The sequence below is a fragment of the Rhizobium sp. BK112 genome (assembly GCF_014193215.1).
GTDB lineage: Bacteria > Pseudomonadota > Alphaproteobacteria > Rhizobiales > Rhizobiaceae > Rhizobium > Rhizobium anhuiense.
Map to the genome: position 1 here is coordinate 126,035 of NZ_JACHYZ010000004.1, position 15,275 is coordinate 141,309.

General features: G+C 60.9%; 14 protein-coding genes. 5 read left to right on the top strand and 9 right to left on the bottom strand.

All coding sequences use genetic code 11. The features are described 5' to 3' along the window. Positions 1–92: 92 nt before the first annotated feature. From FHT75_RS13230 to FHT75_RS13255, 6 genes are all read right to left on the bottom strand, one after another. The gene (locus FHT75_RS13230; RefSeq protein WP_048338238.1) at positions 93–1,262 is read right to left on the bottom strand and encodes a GGDEF domain-containing protein; all 1,170 of its coding nucleotides are present in this window, start codon (positions 1,260–1,262) and stop codon (positions 93–95) included. A 185-nt stretch (positions 1,263–1,447) separates the two neighbouring features. Beyond that, positions 1,448–2,485, bottom strand: coding sequence for a dihydroorotase (gene pyrC, locus FHT75_RS13235; RefSeq protein WP_063474766.1), 1,038 nt, complete (start codon positions 2,483–2,485; stop codon positions 1,448–1,450). Positions 2,486–2,696: 211 nt separating this feature from the next. Then, complete coding sequence (locus FHT75_RS13240; RefSeq protein WP_028756638.1) at positions 2,697–3,329, bottom strand: nucleoside triphosphate hydrolase; 633 nt, start codon at positions 3,327–3,329, stop codon at positions 2,697–2,699. Then, complete coding sequence (locus FHT75_RS13245) at positions 3,326–4,108, bottom strand: ATP-binding cassette domain-containing protein (protein ID WP_028756639.1); 783 nt, start codon at positions 4,106–4,108, stop codon at positions 3,326–3,328. Before FHT75_RS13245 ends, FHT75_RS13240 begins: the two co-directional genes overlap by 4 nt. Positions 4,109–4,110: 2 nt before the next feature. Next, positions 4,111–5,175 carry an ABC transporter permease gene (locus FHT75_RS13250; RefSeq protein WP_028756640.1) on the bottom strand — a complete coding sequence of 355 codons (1,065 nt, stop codon included), beginning with the start codon at positions 5,173–5,175 and terminating at the stop codon, positions 4,111–4,113. 155 nt (positions 5,176–5,330) lie between these two features. Continuing rightward, positions 5,331–6,350, bottom strand: coding sequence for a sugar ABC transporter substrate-binding protein (locus FHT75_RS13255; RefSeq protein WP_028756641.1), 1,020 nt, complete (start codon positions 6,348–6,350; stop codon positions 5,331–5,333). A 228-nt stretch (positions 6,351–6,578) separates the two neighbouring features. On the opposite strand from FHT75_RS13255, the gene FHT75_RS13260 reads away from it, so the two are divergent. Continuing rightward, a complete protein-coding gene (locus tag FHT75_RS13260; protein WP_063474768.1) occupies positions 6,579–7,826 on the top strand; it encodes an ROK family transcriptional regulator in 1,248 nt (415 codons plus the stop codon). Further along, positions 7,810–8,286, top strand: a complete 477-nt coding sequence (locus FHT75_RS13265; protein ID WP_028756138.1) for an RbsD/FucU family protein — start codon at positions 7,810–7,812, stop codon at positions 8,284–8,286. The genes FHT75_RS13260 and FHT75_RS13265 overlap by 17 nt, the downstream gene beginning before the upstream one ends. A 3-nt stretch (positions 8,287–8,289) precedes the next feature. Here the strand turns inward: FHT75_RS13265 and FHT75_RS13270 are convergent, their stop codons facing one another. Next, positions 8,290–8,772, bottom strand: coding sequence for a RidA family protein (locus FHT75_RS13270; protein ID WP_028756137.1), 483 nt, complete (start codon positions 8,770–8,772; stop codon positions 8,290–8,292). A gap of 19 nt (positions 8,773–8,791) precedes the next feature. Next, entirely contained in the window at positions 8,792–9,226 is a 435-nt protein-coding gene (locus FHT75_RS13275; RefSeq protein ID WP_028756136.1) for a cupin domain-containing protein, read from the bottom strand. A gap of 117 nt (positions 9,227–9,343) precedes the next feature. Between FHT75_RS13275 and FHT75_RS13280 the strand changes: the two genes are divergently transcribed. The 3 genes from FHT75_RS13280 (at position 9,344) to FHT75_RS13290 (ending at position 14,666) form a co-directional block, all read left to right on the top strand. Next, positions 9,344–10,876 (top strand): winged helix-turn-helix domain-containing protein, encoded by a 1,533-nt coding sequence (locus FHT75_RS13280; protein WP_028756135.1) that lies wholly within the window; start codon positions 9,344–9,346, stop codon positions 10,874–10,876. A 348-nt stretch (positions 10,877–11,224) separates the two neighbouring features. After that, positions 11,225–12,658: a hypothetical protein gene (locus FHT75_RS13285; RefSeq protein ID WP_028756134.1), complete on the top strand. Its 1,434-nt coding sequence runs from the start codon at positions 11,225–11,227 to the stop codon at positions 12,656–12,658. A gap of 460 nt (positions 12,659–13,118) precedes the next feature. Next, complete coding sequence (locus FHT75_RS13290) at positions 13,119–14,666, top strand: putative bifunctional diguanylate cyclase/phosphodiesterase (protein ID WP_028756133.1); 1,548 nt, start codon at positions 13,119–13,121, stop codon at positions 14,664–14,666. A gap of 14 nt (positions 14,667–14,680) precedes the next feature. On the opposite strand, the gene FHT75_RS13295 is transcribed toward FHT75_RS13290, so the two are convergent. Next, complete coding sequence (locus FHT75_RS13295) at positions 14,681–15,097, bottom strand: GFA family protein (RefSeq protein WP_082849692.1); 417 nt, start codon at positions 15,095–15,097, stop codon at positions 14,681–14,683. Between the last annotated feature and the right edge of the window lie 178 nt (positions 15,098–15,275).

A 15,275-nucleotide genomic window follows, 5' to 3' on the forward strand; every position in this document is an offset into this window, starting at 1 on the left:
TCACCATAACGCCAAAGTGTCAAACGTCGAGCGTCGCGGGGCGGCTGGCCGCATCCGGCCGAGGTCGATTTTATGAAAGCACCGGTCAGGAATCAAGATGCGGTGCGCGAGGGAATCGCCTGCAGGTGGCCGGCAAGCTCGACCCGGTTGCGGCCGCCGCGCTTGGCGACGTAGAGCGCCTTGTCGGCGGCACTCAGCATGGCGTCGAAATCCAGGCTGTTCGAGCGGCCGGGCGCAACGCCGACGCTGACCGTGCATGTCAGCACTTCGTTGTCGATCTGGATCTCGCGCGCTTCGAAGGCGCGGCGGATGCGCTCGGCGGCCAATTCCGCCCGGCCGGGCATGATCTCCTTCAACACCAGCGCGAATTCCTCGCCGCCGAGCCGGGCGGCGATATCTCCGGCGCGGCAATGGGCGGCGAGTTCGGCGGCGAAGGCCCTGATCACGCTGTCGCCCACGGCATGGCCGAAGCGGTCATTGACGGATTTGAAATGATCGATATCGAAGACGATGACGGCGGTGGTGTTGCCCATCGGGCGCGTACCGTACTCGTCGAACAGGGCGCGGCGGTTGAGCAGGCCGGTCAGCGGATCGGTGATCGCCTCGAGGCGATGGCGAGCGGCGAGCCGCCACTGATGCAGCGCCAGCGACAGCGCGCCGATCCCGGTCATGCCGGCGATGCAGACGGCGAGACTCAGATCTTCGGCCCAGTTGCTGGGGGCCTTGCCGAGCACCAGCTTTCCGTCGGAGATCAGCACGGCGGCGCAGAGGACGAAGGAGATTGCGGTCAGCGTGTAAAGCGCGGTGATGCCGAGGAGCGGGGCCGGCGCCTCGGCGCGCGCGAGCCAATATTGCCGGGCGGTGGCAAAGAGCAAAAGAGCAATGGCGATATTGTCGGCGATGAAGGCGAGACCGTCATAACCCAACAGCATCGGCACGACGGAGAAGACCATCGCCGCAAGGGCGCGGATCGCGATGGCCGGAACGGACGGACGGCCGGTGAGGAACTGCCGGCCGGCCCCCCAGATGGTAGCAAAACCGGCATGAAACAGCACGAAGTTGGCGACGCCCAACCATGTCTCCGGCGTATCGACATAGGCGCTGTAGACAAAAATGCCGCTGACGACGAGGACCAGGCCGACGGTGGCGGTGAGCAGCACCGTTTCCGCCCGGCGGACAATCCAGCTGCCCATCAGTGTCACGGCAAGGCACGCCGCGGAGACGCCGAGCGCTAGCAAAAGGGAGTTGTAGTCAAGCATCATGCTCTTCAGTCTCCGCAGCTATTCCAGTGCCGGATGTGGCAGCTTCTGGGGTTCGCAGCGAGGAATGTCTTATGCATCCGTTAACAAATGATGCACTGCACAATGCAAATGTTACGCGTTTAACGTCACGCCGAAACTTAAGATGAATATTCCATTTAAAATTGAATTCTGAAAACCTATACCTGCTACACCACCTGCCAATGCAGGGGAAACATCGGATCGAACACCGTCACCGGACCGGCGCCGGTTTCAATCTTCGCGGGAAAGGCGACCGGCTCGGCCTGCCGTGAGAGCGTGATGCGCTCTTCGTTCGGCGCAAGCCCGTACCAGGCCGGCCCGTTCAGCGAGGTGAAGGCTTCGAGCCGCTCCAGCGCGGCCTCCTGCTCGAAGACATGGGCAAGGCAGCTCATCGTATTGACCGAGGTGTAAATGCCGGCGCAGCCGCAGGCGCATTCCTTCAGCGGATCGACATGCGGGGCGGAATCGGTGCCGAGGAAGAAGCGGGCGTCACCGCTTACGGCGGCCGCACGCAGGGCCAGCCGGTGGTTCTCGCGCTTGGCGACCGGCAGGCAGTAATAATGCGGGCGGATGCCGCCGACCAGGATGGCGTTGCGGTTGATGATCAGGTGATGGGTGGTGATCGAGCCGGCGAGATTTGATTTGGCGGCCTTGATGTAATCGACGCCATCTGCTGTCGTGACATGCTCCATCGTCACCTTCAGTTCCGGCAGACGCTTCCGCAGCGGATCGAGCACGGTGTCGATGAAGACAGCCTCACGATCGAAGATATCGACCTCAGGCGTCGTCACCTCGCCATGGACGCAGAGCGGCAGGCCGATCTTCGCCATGCGTTCCAGCACCGGCATCGCCTTTTCCATATCGCGCACGCCGCCATGCGAATTGGTCGTGGCGCCGGCGGGATAAAGCTTGACGGCGGTGATGAGGCCGCTCGCAGCCCCCTCCTCCACGTCATCGGGACTGGTATGCTCGGTGAGGTAAAGTGTCATCAGCGGCTGGAAGCGATGGCCGTCCGGCAGCGCCTTGAGGATACGCTCGCGATAGGCCCTGGCGTCAGTGGTGGTGACAACGGGCGGCACGAGATTGGGCATGATGATGGCGCGGGCGAAGGTGCGGCTCGTATCGGCGATCACGCCTTCCAGCATGGCGCCATCGCGCAGATGCAGGTGCCAGTCGTCAGGACGGCGGATGGTGATCGATTGCATGGCAGGCCTCCGAAGCGATGCGTCTGCGGCCTCGATAGCACTAAAGCGCGTCGCATTGAAATTGAATCATGCGACGCGCTTTCGCTCTTTTTCCATGCATGTCGTTACCCCTGAACCGCAGCACACTTCCGGGCGACATGCATTAGCGCCTCGCATTGAAATTGATTCATGCGATGCGCTTTCGCTCTTTTTCCATGCATGCCGCACGGCGTCACGCCAGCGCGATCTCCAGCGTCACATCGGCCGGGCGGCGGTTTTCGAGGATCAGCCGGCCGTTCGGCAGGTCGTTGCCGTAGACCTTGGCGCTGGCGGCTTCCTCGGTCAGCTTATAACCGCGCCAGCGATCCCAAAGGCGCTCTTCCAGCACCTCGATCGGCGGGGCGAGCATGATCGTGTAGTCGAAGATGCCGTCGAGTTCAGCCCATTTGCCCTGCGTGAAGAGCAGATAATTGCCCTCGATGATGATGAAACGATCCTCGGGAGAGATCGGGCGGGCAGAGGCAATCGCAAGCTCGCGCGAGCGATCGAAGACCGGGACGAGGACTTCCTGATCTGCGGGGCGAACCGCGCGGACGATATCCAGGAAGCCGCGCACATCGAAGGTTTCCGGAATGCCCTTGCGGGCAAGCAGGCCGCGTTCGATGAGAATGGCATTGTCCATGTGGAAACCATCCATGGGCAGCACCGCGACACGCTCGCCTTTCGCCTTCAGGGCGTTGGCCAGATTGTCGGCCATGGTCGATTTGCCGGCACCCGGCGGCCCGGCGATGGCGACCAGGAAACGCCTGGAGTTGCCGGCGCGGTCAAGAACTGCGCCGGCGATTTCGTCGATGCGTGCCGTCATGCCGCGACGGTCTCCGTCGGCACCGCCTTGGCGCCGGTCATGAAGGCGACGGCGTCGGACATGGTGTATTCCTTCGGATCGATCACCGTGAGACGCCGGCCGAGGCGGTGGATATGGATCCGGTCGGCCACCTCGAACACATGCGGCATGTTGTGGGAGATCAGCACGATCGGCAGGCCGCGGGCTCTGACGTCGAGGATCAGTTCCAGCACGCGGCGGCTTTCCTTGACGCCAAGGGCTGCCGTCGGTTCGTCCATGATGATGACCTTCGAGCCGAAGGCGGCGGCGCGGGCGACCGCGACACCCTGGCGCTGGCCGCCGGAGAGCGTTTCCACCGCCTGGTTGATGTTCTGGATGGTCATCAGGCCGAGTTCGGACAGCTTGTTGCGCGCGAGCTTCTCCATGGCCGGCCGGTCGAGCATGCGGAACATCGAGCCGAGCATGCCCGGTTTGCGGATCTCGCGGCCGAGGAACATGTTGTCGGCGATCGACAGCGCCGGCGACAGAGCGAGGTTCTGATAGACGGTCTCGATGCCGGCCTCGCGCGCTTCCATCGGCGAGCGGAACTGCACCTGCCGGCCTTCGAGCGTGATCACCCCCTCGTCCGGGGTGACGGCGCCCGAGATCGCCTTGATCAGCGAGGACTTGCCGGCGCCGTTATCGCCGATGACGGCGAGGATTTCACCCGGATAGAGGTCGAAATCGGCATTGTCGAGGGCGGTCACGCGGCCGTAGCGCTTGACGAGACCGCGGGCGGTGAGAAGGGGTTCGCGAGCCATGATTACACCGAAACCTTTCTGATCCACTGATCGATGGCGACGGCGGCGATGATCAGCACGCCCGTCAAGAGGACTTTCCATTGCGGGTCGGCGCCGAGCATATTGAGGCCCATCGACACGACGCCGACGATCATCGCGCCGAACAGCGTGCCGAGAATGGAGCCGCGGCCGCCGAAGAGCGAGATGCCGCCGATCACGGTCGCGGTGATCGCCTGGAGGTTATAGTCGGTGACCGCCGAGGACGGCGAGATCGAGCCGTTGCGGCCGATCGAGACCCAGGCGGCGAAGGCGGCGATGACGCCCGAAATCGTATAGACGGTAAGCAGCACCTTCTTGGTCTGGATGCCGGAGAGCTTGGCCGCTTCCGGATCGTCGCCGACCGCATAGACATGCCGGCCCCAGGCGGTGTGATTGAGCACATACCAGAGCAGCAGGACGAGCAGCACCATGGCGATGACGCCGAGGGTCAGCACGGCGGTGCCGGCTTTGAAGCTCATGGCGAAAAGATGCAGCAGCGGCGCCTGTTCGTCGACGTCGGTGTCGCGGATCGTCTCATTGGCGGAATAGATGAAATTCGTCGCCATGACGATATTCCAGGTGCCGAGCGTGACGATGAACGGCGGCAGTTTCATGTAGGCGACGAGGAAGCCGTTCAGCAATCCGCACAGGCCGCCGACAAGCATGCCGGCTGCGACCGCGATCGGTGTCGGTATGCCGTAGGTGATGGCGACATTGCCCATGATGACGGCCGAGATCACCATGATGACGCCGATCGAAAGATCGATACCGGCAGTCAGGATCACCAGCGTCTGGGCGGCGCCGAGAATACCGACGATGGCGATCTGCTGCAGGATCAGCGTCAGCGTGTAGGACGAGAAGAACCGTCCGCCGATGGCGATGCCGAAGATGATGATTGCCAGCACCAGCACGATCAGCGGCACGGCGGCCGGCGTCGAGTGCAGAAAATGCTGGGCGCGCTTGATCAGCGAGACGTCCTGGTGCTCGAAGGAGGCAACGCTCTTGTCGCTGCCGTCGAGAACGCGTTCGAATTCCTGTGTTCCGGTCATGGTTCCTCCTCCGCATCCGCGCGCCGAACTCGCGCGGGGGCCGTCACCGATATCCTTCCGGTCTTTGCTTAGCCGGTTCGTGAGGCGACGGCACATCGTCCGTCGAAAACGGCCGGGGATCAAGCCCCGGCCGGTCTGCTTTCAATAAAGCGGGCTCAGCCCCAGCACTTGTCGGTGCCTTCCTTGGTGTCGATCGACTTGACGCCGGAGACCGGCTTGTCGGTGACGAGCGAAACGCCGGTGTCGAAGAAGGACTTGCCTTCGGTCGGCTTCGGCTTTTCACCGCTATCGGCGAACTTCTTGATCGCCTCGATACCGAGCGACGCCATCAGCAGCGGATATTGCTGCGAGGTGGCGCCGATGACGCCTTCCTTGACCGACTTCACACCCGGGCAACCGCCGTCGACCGATACGATCAGCACGTTCTTTTCCATGCCGACAGCCTTCAGCGCCTGATAGGCGCCGACAGCGGCCGGTTCGTTGATCGTGTGGATGACGTTGATGCCAGGATCCTTCTGGAGAAGGTTTTCCATGGCCTTGCGGCCGCCTTCTTCATTGCCGTTGGTCACGTCATGGCCGACGATGCGCTTGTCATCTTCGTCGCCGATCTTGTCCGGGTTCTTCGGGTCGATGCCGAAGCCGATCATGAAGCCCTGGTCGCGCAGAACGTCGACCGTCGGCTGCGACGGGGTCAGGTCGAGGAAGCCGACCTTGGCGTCCTTGGCCTTGTCGCCCAGCGTTTCCTTGGCCCACTGGCCGATCAGCTTGCCGGCGAGCAGATTGTCGGTGGCGAAGGTGGCGTCGGCGGCATCGGCCGGCTCGAGCGGCGTGTCGAGCGCGATGACCAGCAGGCCGGCATCACGCGCCTTCTTGACCGACGAGACGATGCCCTTGGTGTCGGAAGCGGTGAGCAGGATGCCCTTGGCGCCGTCGGCGATGCAGCTTTCGATGGCGGCGACCTGGCTTTCGCTGTCACCGTCGATCTTGCCGGCATAGGACTTCAGCGACACGCCGAGTTCCTTGGCCTTGGCCGTCGCACCTTCCTTCATCTTGACGAAGAAGGGGTTGGTGTCGGTCTTGGTGATCAGGCAGGCAGCAACGTCAGCCGCCATGACAGGAGCGGAAAAAGTGACACCAAGCGCGAGCGCGCCGAAAGCGAGAACAGATTTCTTCATGGAACTCCTCCCAGAGTTTGCCGGCGCCGCCCCTGCGGGGCCGGAATCTTAAGATATGACACTTCGCCGTGGATCGCTAATGCCTCCCAGCGGTCCCGTGCCCTTGACGACGGCAATTAAGAGCGAAAAGAAATCGGCTTGTCAATAAATAAATCCAATTGAATTATTAATTCGATGTGGCATGCTCAATCGAATTAGGGCATAGGCCAACAATCGGGAGGAGCGGCCATGTCGTCCTTGGATGGACCGGCGAATATACCGGTCCCGCCACCAATTCTGAATCCGGCCGGAGGTGCGAACCAGGTCAGGGTGCGGGCCTATAACGAACGGCTCGTGCTGTCGCTGGTGCGTCTCTACGGCGCGCTGTCGAAGGCCGATATCGCACGCCGCAGCGGCCTGTCGGCGCAGACCGTCTCCGTCATCATGCGGGTCCTGGAGAAGGAAGGGCTGCTGTCGCGCGGGGAACCGGTGCGCGGCCGTGTCGGCCAGCCGTCGATCCCGATGCATCTCAATCCCGACGCCGTCTATTCCTTCGGCCTGAAGATGGGCCGGCGCAGCGCCGATCTGGTGCTGATGGATTTCGTCGGCCGCATTCGCATGCAGTTGCATAGGACCTATGCCTATCCGCTGCCGCATGAAATCCTCGCCTTCGTCACATCGGGCATCCGCGAACTCGAAGACCGGCTCGAGGACAAGCAGCGCGGCCGCATTGCCGGCCTCGGCATCGCCGCGCCTTTCGAGCTCTGGAACTGGGCCGAAGAGGTGGGGGCGCCGCCGGGTGCCATGGAGGTCTGGCGGGATATCGACCTGCAGGCCGACATCGCCGAACGCGTCGCCCACCCTGTCTTCATGCAGAACGATGCGACCAGCGCCTGCGGCGCCGAACTCGTCTTCGGCGTCGGGCCGTCCTATCCCGATTTCGTCTATTTCTTCATCGGCTCCTTCATCGGCGGCGGCATCGTCCTGAACTCGGCGATCTTTTCCGGCCGCACCGGCACGGCGGGCGCGATCGGGCCGCTGCCCGTGCGCGGCAAGAATGGCGAGACCAAGCAGCTGCTCGAGATCGCCTCGATCTTCGTGCTCGAAAACATGCTGCGCGAGCGCGGCATCGATCCCGAGCCGCTCTGGTATTCGGCCGACGACTGGGTGGATTTCGGCGAGCCGATGGAAAGCTGGATCCAGGATAGCGCCAAGGCGCTGGCACAGGCGATCGTCGCGGCCGCCTCGATCCTCGATTTCAGCGCGGCCGTCATCGACGGCGGCTTTCCCGGCTGGGTGCGCAGCCGCGTGGTGCAGGCCACCATCGACGAAGCCGCCAAGCTCGACCTGCAGGGCGTCGTCATGCCCGAAATCATCGAGGGCGCGGTCGGCGCCCAGGCGCGCGCCATCGGCGGCGCCAGCCTGCCGATCTTCGCGCGTTACCTCACCGACCAGAACGTACTCTTCAAGGAGGTAGACCATGCTGAAAGGACTTGATCCGCTATTGAGCCCGGAGCTGCTTTTTACGCTTCGCGCCATGGGTCACGGCGACGAGATCGCCATCGTCGACGGCAATTATCCGGGCGTCGAACATGCACGCCGGCTGATCCGGCTCGACGGCCACCACCTCATCCCGGTGCTCAACGCCGTGCTCAGCGTGCTGCCGATCGACGATTTCGTTCCCGAGGCGATCTTCCGCTCGACCGTCAAGGCCGAGCGCGACAAGCTCGACCCCGTGCATGAGGAGATGATCGACTGCTGCGCCCACCACGAGCCGCACCGGCAGGTGGTGCCGCTGATCGGCCAGGATTTCTACGGTCGGGTGAAAACCGCTCATGCGGTGATCCAGACCGGCGAGCCGAGGCTCTATGCCAATATCATCTTGCGCAAGGGGGTGATTTATCCGAGGGAGGCGGGTGCCAAGGCGGCGGCCGGGGTGGATCCGTTCGTCTTCTAGCGGTCACCCGTCAATTTCGACTTCCGCTTCGCAGTTTACGGGCGCATTTAAAGGGATGGCCATGCCGATGGACGAGCGGGCGTGGGCGCCAATGTTTGGCCCGTACAGCTCCAGTATCAGATCGGAATAGCCGTTTGTGACCAGCGGCGTCTCATTAAAACTCGGAGCAACATTCACCATGGCGAAGACGCGCAGCCAAGCCGTGACCCGATCAAGGTCTCCGATAGCACGTTTGAGGCTGGCGAGGTGGGCCAGGGCAACGAGCCGGGCCGACGCGTAACCCTGCTCTGGCGAGACCTCCGCTCCGACCTTGCCAAGCGGGGCTGCCAATGTCCCATCGCGGTTGCACGCGACGTGACCGGAAATGTAGGCGCGGTTGCCGCGAACCCGAACCCAGACGAAGGGCATTCGCAGCCCTTCGCGAACTTTCAAAGGCTCGGGCAATTCCAGACCCATGTCGGCCAGACGTTGTTCGATGATGGCCATGGTGCACCTCCCGGCATGATCAAGGTAGGATGTCATCGAGCTCCGGCATCAGAACGACGCTCTCGTTGGCGGCGGGGTCATTGCGGGCACCGAGGAACTCGGCGTTTTCGGTGCAGCGATTGACGGCCACATGGGGAACGCCGGCCGGAATGAAAAGATAGTCGCCGGCGTGGACCAATTCGCACTGTTCGAGCCTCGACCCCGACCAGATCTCGATCTCGTGACCCGCGGTCATGAGAAGGGCCGTCTCGTGTCCCTCATGGCGATGGGCCCTGGTTCGTCTGCCTGCGGGTAGCGAAATCGTCCCGAGCCACAGCATGGTTGATCCGACGCTTTCCGCCGAGACGCCCGAGCGATAGACAGACCCCTGCTCGGCGACATGGCTGCCGCTCCCGCGTACGACTTTCGCGGCTAACAGATGCGGATTTTTCGGTTGCGTTGCTTCGTTCTTCATCGCTTTCACCACTTCAACCGCTGCACTGGAGCAGACTGCGCGTTCAGCCGGCGCAAGTCCTGAAGCGGGGCCGAAAAGTTTCCGAAAAGCTGCGAAATCGCGGTATCATTCCCGGCCATGAACACCCAGCACCTTGCCTTCGGCCACTTCGAGTTCATTGCCGAGAACGGATGCCTGTTTCGCGACAATAGGCCTGTCGCTATCGGCGCCCGAGGTGCTTCGCTGCTTGCCGTTCTGCTTTCGGCACAGGGGGGTGTCGTCTCCAAGTCGGCCTTGATGGATGCCGCGTGGCCGGGATTGGCCGTCGAGGAAAGCAATCTTTCCGTTCAGATTGCCGCCCTTCGCAAGCTGCTCGGCCCCGCATCAGACGGCAGCGGATGGATCGTCACGGTTCCGCGGGTCGGCTACAGATTCTCCGGTCCGGTGGAGAGCCGGACCGATGCAGCCGATAGCGGATGGCATGCGCAGACCAGTTCGATCCCGGCGATTGCGGTACTGCCGTTCGAGAATCTCGGCGGCGATGCTGAAAGACAGTATCTGGCCGACGGCATCACCGACGACCTGATCATGGCGCTCGTCCGGTTCAGATGGTTCCGCGTCGCGTCACGTGGGGCGAGTTTCACAAGGAGGAATGGCTCGAGCGATCAGCAATCTATCGCGCACGAACTTGGCGTCGATTTTCTGGTGGATGGAGCTGTTCGGCATGCCGGCGATCGGATACGAATATCGGTGCACCTCGCCGACGTCGCGAAAGGCGCCACCGTCTGGTCCGAACATTACGATCTTCAGGTGGCCGAGGTATTTGCGGTGCAAGACGCCATCGCCGAACGGATTGCAGCGGCGGTCGAGCCCGAGCTGCTGTTGCGCCATGGGCTTCAGGTCGCTCCGCACACCGGCAACATCACTGCCTGGGATCTTGTCCGGCAAGGCACATTCCATTTCCACAAGGTCACGCAGTCCACCCACCTCATGGCCCGGCGATTTTTCCGCGAGGCCACGGAGCTCGATCCCCTGCTGCCGGAGGCGCAGATCTGGCGGGCGCGGGTCAATGCGGGCCTCATTGCCTACGGCTGGACCGATAACCCCGCCGCGGACGGGAAGGAGGGTTTGGATGCGGCGCTGCGCGCGATCTATCTCGACGCGCGAAACCCGTATTCGCACTATGCGCTGGCGATTGTGTCGGCCTATACAGGCAGGGCTGACCAGGCGATCCTCGCAGCGGAACGGTCCATCGAACTCGGTTCGAGTTTCGCGTTGGGCTATCTCGTCCTCGGCATGGCCCGTCTTTTTTCGGGTGATGCCGCCGGTGCGCGCAAGCCCCTGGCTCGCGGCCTCGAACTCAACCCCCATGATCCGCAGAATGGGGTTTGGTTCGGCCTCTTGATGCTTGCATTGTTGTTTTCGGGCGACGTGGAGAGCGCGCTCGAAACGGGGCGTACGGCGTTAAAGGCGCGGCCTGACTGGCCGGCGCTTCTGCGCATTCAGGCGTGTTGCCATGCGGCCGCGGGACATCGTGAGCAGGCTCGCCGCTTTGCTACGGCGGCCAGCGACTTTCCCGAAGCTGCCGGCGATGCGCTTGGTCCTTTCAGAGATGGCAACAAGGAATGGGCCACCCGCCTGGACGAGCTGCTGCGAGAGGCGGAACTTTAGAACGACCGGTTGGCAAAGGCCGCTCAGGATCGGCGCCGAAGAAGCCTGAGGATTTCTACGGTCGGGTGAAAACCGCCGTTCGGTGATGGGAAATTCCAGTCGGGATCGGCTTCATTAGCCGTCGCTCAGTCGCAAAACCTCAAACAAAAGTTAGACTTTCACAACCTGGATCTGCAATAGTGTTGTCTGATCTCTTTCCGTGCAGCGCCTCGCGCCCTATCGCGGACGACGATCTACCGGGTGATGAAGCGGTTGGGTGTCAAGCGCTCAACGCCGTAAGACATGTGGAATCCGGGAGTGTCGATTGATCGATCATCTGTGTGCGTCGAACTGGTTTGGGAAAATCAAATGAAGGAGCGCCTGGTGATTGCTTGCGTGCTCGTTGCCGCCGCCTACATGGCGCTCCCGACAGAAACTCGATTGTCTACCCCTATCAAGCCAGACGGCATCCCACCGGCGAGCGAAACGCCGCCTTCCAGGATCTACAAGGATGCTTCAGGGCGCGAGGCGCATATTGCGACGCCCTTGCTAGACAAATTCTCCTATGCCGGAGATGCCGACCTCTGCATCGAACTACAGGAAATGACAAAATCCAATGCGGATGCCGCAGAAGAGCTTCTAGACGCCTGCGGCAACATTTCAACGGGCAGCGCAGCTGAGATAAGCCAAAAACGTATCTGGTTGGCCATGATCCTTGGCGACGCGGACGAGGAGTATACTTATTCTCTTTCCGACAACGAAACCGATCGAAACAGGCGCGCTGTCCTGGCAATCTCGATGCTGAGAGCCGCACTGGATGCGGCTGCGCCGGATGCTGCGAAAGAAGCCTTCTCTGCTCTCGATAGCCTTTGGATCGCAAATAATGCGAGCGGTGCCTCTACCGGTTATTATCCACCCTTCCTGTTTGGCTCTGCCATGAAAGCTGAATCTGGTGAAGCGCTGTTGGCCCTGTGCCCGCTTGCCGGTCGGACCGACTGCGATAGGTTCGTACCAAGCGGAATGCCCAAGGCTCTGGAAGAGCTTGGGCGCTGGAAATCCAACGAGACCCTGCTGTTGCGTTCTGCAGAACTATTGGAACGTGAACACAAAGGCATCAAAGATCCAGACAAAGAAGCGGAGCTCGACTTTGCTGAGGACTTTTCTGCAACGCTGGGCTATGCCAATGAGCTCAATCCAGGAAACGGAAGCGCTCACGCCAGGCGGGGTGTGAAGCCGCTGGAGGAGTGGCTGAGCAAATTTGAAAACAGCACCGATGAACGTGAATTGCGATACATCTATAGCAAACTTGGCACAGCATACGGACGCATCGCATCGGATACCCAGCAGCGCACAGACGCTGAAAAGGCTGTAAAATTCAATAGTCAGGCATTTGAAATAGCCAGAAAATTAGACAAGGACGGCCCCAGCTGGGAAAACATGGCGAACCTTGGCGATGACACGCTACTCCTAGCCGAACTGAGCCAGCAGGAAGCTGGATTTCAGAAAGCGTTGAAGCTTCATCGTGACGCATACGCGATAACGGAAAAGCAGAATTCGCAAGACGCTTCCGCCTATATGAATATGAAACTTGCGCGGACCCTGCAGCACTATGCAAAGGCAGAGCTTCCTTCGGTTCCGAAAAACGAGAGGATCGCGATGTTGGACGAGGCGGTCAATTTAGCTGAAGGCGTCAAGCCGCTATTCGAACAGACGGGCACATCACTCTACCTTCGAATGACGAACAACGTCCTCGCTGAAGCAAAAGCCCAACTCACCTCGCTCCACCAATCGAAATTGCCTTGACAATCCGGCCTATGAAAAGGCGCCGATGTCTAATTCATGGTTTCCGTTGAAGCGAGGTAATGCATCGTGGAAGCGGCTGATTAATCAAAGTCGTCAAGCGGGAGTTTCCCGGCCTGGTAAAGCCTCATCCGATTTGCGGGAGAAATATCCGTTTCACGCATCGAATCGCCCGCCCCTTCTTCAATGCAACCCGCCATTAACTTTCAAGGGTCACAAACGACTTACGGACCTGTGCGGCTTTATCAACGACGGTATTGCCCGACTTTCTTAATTCCGCCCGAATGAGTTGTGGCGGTCTTCAATCACGGACAGGACGCCGATGCCGTGAAGTTGCCCATTGGTCGCCGGTATCCGGTGACACGAGCAGCAGCCGTGCCGGCTGTTGATTGAAACATGTCGGAGACGATGCGGTTCTCCAAACTGGCCATGAGGGCTCTTCGCACAACAGGAGCCTGTTCATATGCCTCGCGTCCAACCGACCAGACCCCAGGTGGAGATCCTTGTCTGGCTCGCGGTCTTCCTGCTTCTCTTCTGCCTGTCGTGGTTCTTCCACTGGCATGAGGGGCTGGATGCGTTCATCGAGAAGCATCATGACTATCCGCTGGACCACGCGCTCCTTGCCCTGAATATCTCCGGGTTTCTCGGGCTGATCTATTCCGCACTGCGGATCCGTGATCTCTCGAGGGAGGTTCGTCGCAGGCTGCAGGCCGAAAAGAACGTGGACTGGATTGCCTGTCACGACACGCTGACCGAACTGCCGAACCGCAGATTTCTGGAATCCGTCTGCGCGCAGTCGATGAGCGATCAGAGGGCACAAGAGACCTATGCCGTGTTCAGCATCGATCTCGACGGCTTCAAGAAGATCAATGACCTCTTGGGGCACGATCACGGTGATGCGGTGCTGAAGGCCGTTGCGCAACGGCTCTCCTCCCTCTTTCCGCGTGAGCATGTCTTCCGCCTTGGTGGAGACGAGTTTGTCGTTCTGGCGCGGCGCACGGGAAATCCCGATCTTGCCGCCTTGGGGAACCGCATCGTGAGCGTGATCGGCAAGCCCTTCACATTCAATGGCGTCGCCGTCGACCTCGGCGCCAGTGTCGGCTTCGCGCTTTATCCGGAGAACGGTGATGACCTCAGCCAGGTCATCCGACATTCGGACTGCGCGATGTATGTCGCCAAAAAGCAGGGGCGCGATCTGGTGAAGCCCTTCGTGCCTTCGATGCAGGAAGAGTTGGCGAAACGGATTCGGGTGGAAGCCGATCTGAGAGCCGCCATCAGGAAGGCTGAGATCGTTCCCTACTATCAACCGCTCGTGGACCTGAAGACCAACAAGATTATCGGTTTCGAGGCACTGGCACGCTGGAAGACCGCTTCCGGCGAATTCATCCCGCCGAACGAATTCATTCCCGTGGCGGAGGAAGCCGGACTGATCGTCGAATTGACCGACCAACTGCTTCGCCGCGCCTGCACCGATGCGCTTTCCTGGCCAAGCGAGCTCGTCTTGTCGTTCAACCTTTCCCCGATCCAGTTGAGCGACCGGTTGCTGGGCCTCCGAATTCTCAAGATATTGGGCGATGTCGGTCTGCCGGCGCACAGGGTCGAGCTCGAAGTGACCGAAAGCGCCATCATCCAGGACGCCGTCACGGCACGTATCGTGCTCGACGATCTGGTGAACGCCGGCGTCAGGATCGCTCTCGACGACTTTGGAACAGGCTATTCCAGCCTCTCGCAGCTCTCCAACTACCGGTTCGACAAGATCAAGATCGACAGGAGTTTCGTCGCTTCATTCGAAACCAACGACAAGCAGGACAAGGTGATCAAGGCGATCATCGCTCTCGGCGCCGGGCTTGGCGTGACGATCACCGCCGAAGGCATCGAAGAGGAGAGCCAGCTTCAGCGGCTTCAGGATTTGGGCTGCGACATCGGCCAGGGTTATCTGCTCGGCAGGCCAGCCCCGGCCGAGATGCTCGCCGCAGACCATGTCAGCGCCAGACTTTCGCAACGGCGCTGACGGGTCGACGGGTCTTACTTGGAATTCTTTGTCGCGCTGCTTTGTTGGAAATGCTCTACGGCGCCGTCGATATGAAGCCAGTGATGTTTTGATTGTTCAAAGATGGACAGGGCAGGAGCCGGAGATCGCGGGTCTGCCAACGCACCGATGGCAACACCGGTAAAACCTGGCAGGTTGTCGGCCCTCCAATAGACCGTAGACCCGCAGTTCGGGCAAAAATAGTTGCGGATCTTTCCACCGCTTGCGGCTGTCCGGTTAAATTCACGCTGGCTTCCCGAAACGGCGACGGAGTCCGAGGGATAAAACGCACCGACGCCGAATGGACTGCCAGTTCTGCGCTGGCAATCGAAACAATGACATGCAACGACCAATCTTGCCTGCTGCGAGAGTGTAACGGTGAGTCCACCGCAACTACATTGCGCACGGGTCATTCGGAATCTCCGGATATTTTGGGATAATCGGCAAAGCTTGGCACCAGGGCAATACGCCTGGCAGTGCTGCAGTCGCCACTGATGTGGCCGATCAATACAGCAATCTTTGCTCAAACAGGTTATGACAGGACCTGGGAGTTTTCAAGCGCGTGCCTATTCTTGGCGGATGCGAGGTCGG

Excerpts from the sequence above, each read along its gene's own strand:
- FHT75_RS13280 (WP_028756135.1), top strand. The coding sequence starts at position 9,344 with ATGAACACCCAGCACCTTGCCTTCGGCCACTTCGAGTTCATTGCCGAG.
- FHT75_RS13230 (WP_048338238.1), bottom strand. The coding sequence starts at position 1,262 with ATGATGCTTGACTACAACTCCCTTTTGCTAGCGCTCGGCGTCTCCGCG.
- FHT75_RS13250 (WP_028756640.1), bottom strand. The coding sequence starts at position 5,175 with ATGACCGGAACACAGGAATTCGAACGCGTTCTCGACGGCAGCGACAAG.
- FHT75_RS13290 (WP_028756133.1), top strand. The coding sequence starts at position 13,119 with ATGCCTCGCGTCCAACCGACCAGACCCCAGGTGGAGATCCTTGTCTGG.
- FHT75_RS13270 (WP_028756137.1), bottom strand. The coding sequence starts at position 8,772 with ATGGCCATCATCGAACAACGTCTGGCCGACATGGGTCTGGAATTGCCC.
- FHT75_RS13240 (WP_028756638.1), bottom strand. The coding sequence starts at position 3,329 with ATGACGGCACGCATCGACGAAATCGCCGGCGCAGTTCTTGACCGCGCC.
- FHT75_RS13295 (WP_082849692.1), bottom strand. The coding sequence starts at position 15,097 with ATGACCCGTGCGCAATGTAGTTGCGGTGGACTCACCGTTACACTCTCG.
- pyrC (WP_063474766.1), bottom strand. The coding sequence starts at position 2,485 with ATGCAATCGATCACCATCCGCCGTCCTGACGACTGGCACCTGCATCTG.
- FHT75_RS13285 (WP_028756134.1), top strand. The coding sequence starts at position 11,225 with ATGAAGGAGCGCCTGGTGATTGCTTGCGTGCTCGTTGCCGCCGCCTAC.
- FHT75_RS13265 (WP_028756138.1), top strand. The coding sequence starts at position 7,810 with ATGCTGAAAGGACTTGATCCGCTATTGAGCCCGGAGCTGCTTTTTACG.
- FHT75_RS13275 (WP_028756136.1), bottom strand. The coding sequence starts at position 9,226 with ATGAAGAACGAAGCAACGCAACCGAAAAATCCGCATCTGTTAGCCGCG.
- FHT75_RS13245 (WP_028756639.1), bottom strand. The coding sequence starts at position 4,108 with ATGGCTCGCGAACCCCTTCTCACCGCCCGCGGTCTCGTCAAGCGCTAC.
- FHT75_RS13260 (WP_063474768.1), top strand. The coding sequence starts at position 6,579 with ATGTCGTCCTTGGATGGACCGGCGAATATACCGGTCCCGCCACCAATT.
- FHT75_RS13255 (WP_028756641.1), bottom strand. The coding sequence starts at position 6,350 with ATGAAGAAATCTGTTCTCGCTTTCGGCGCGCTCGCGCTTGGTGTCACT.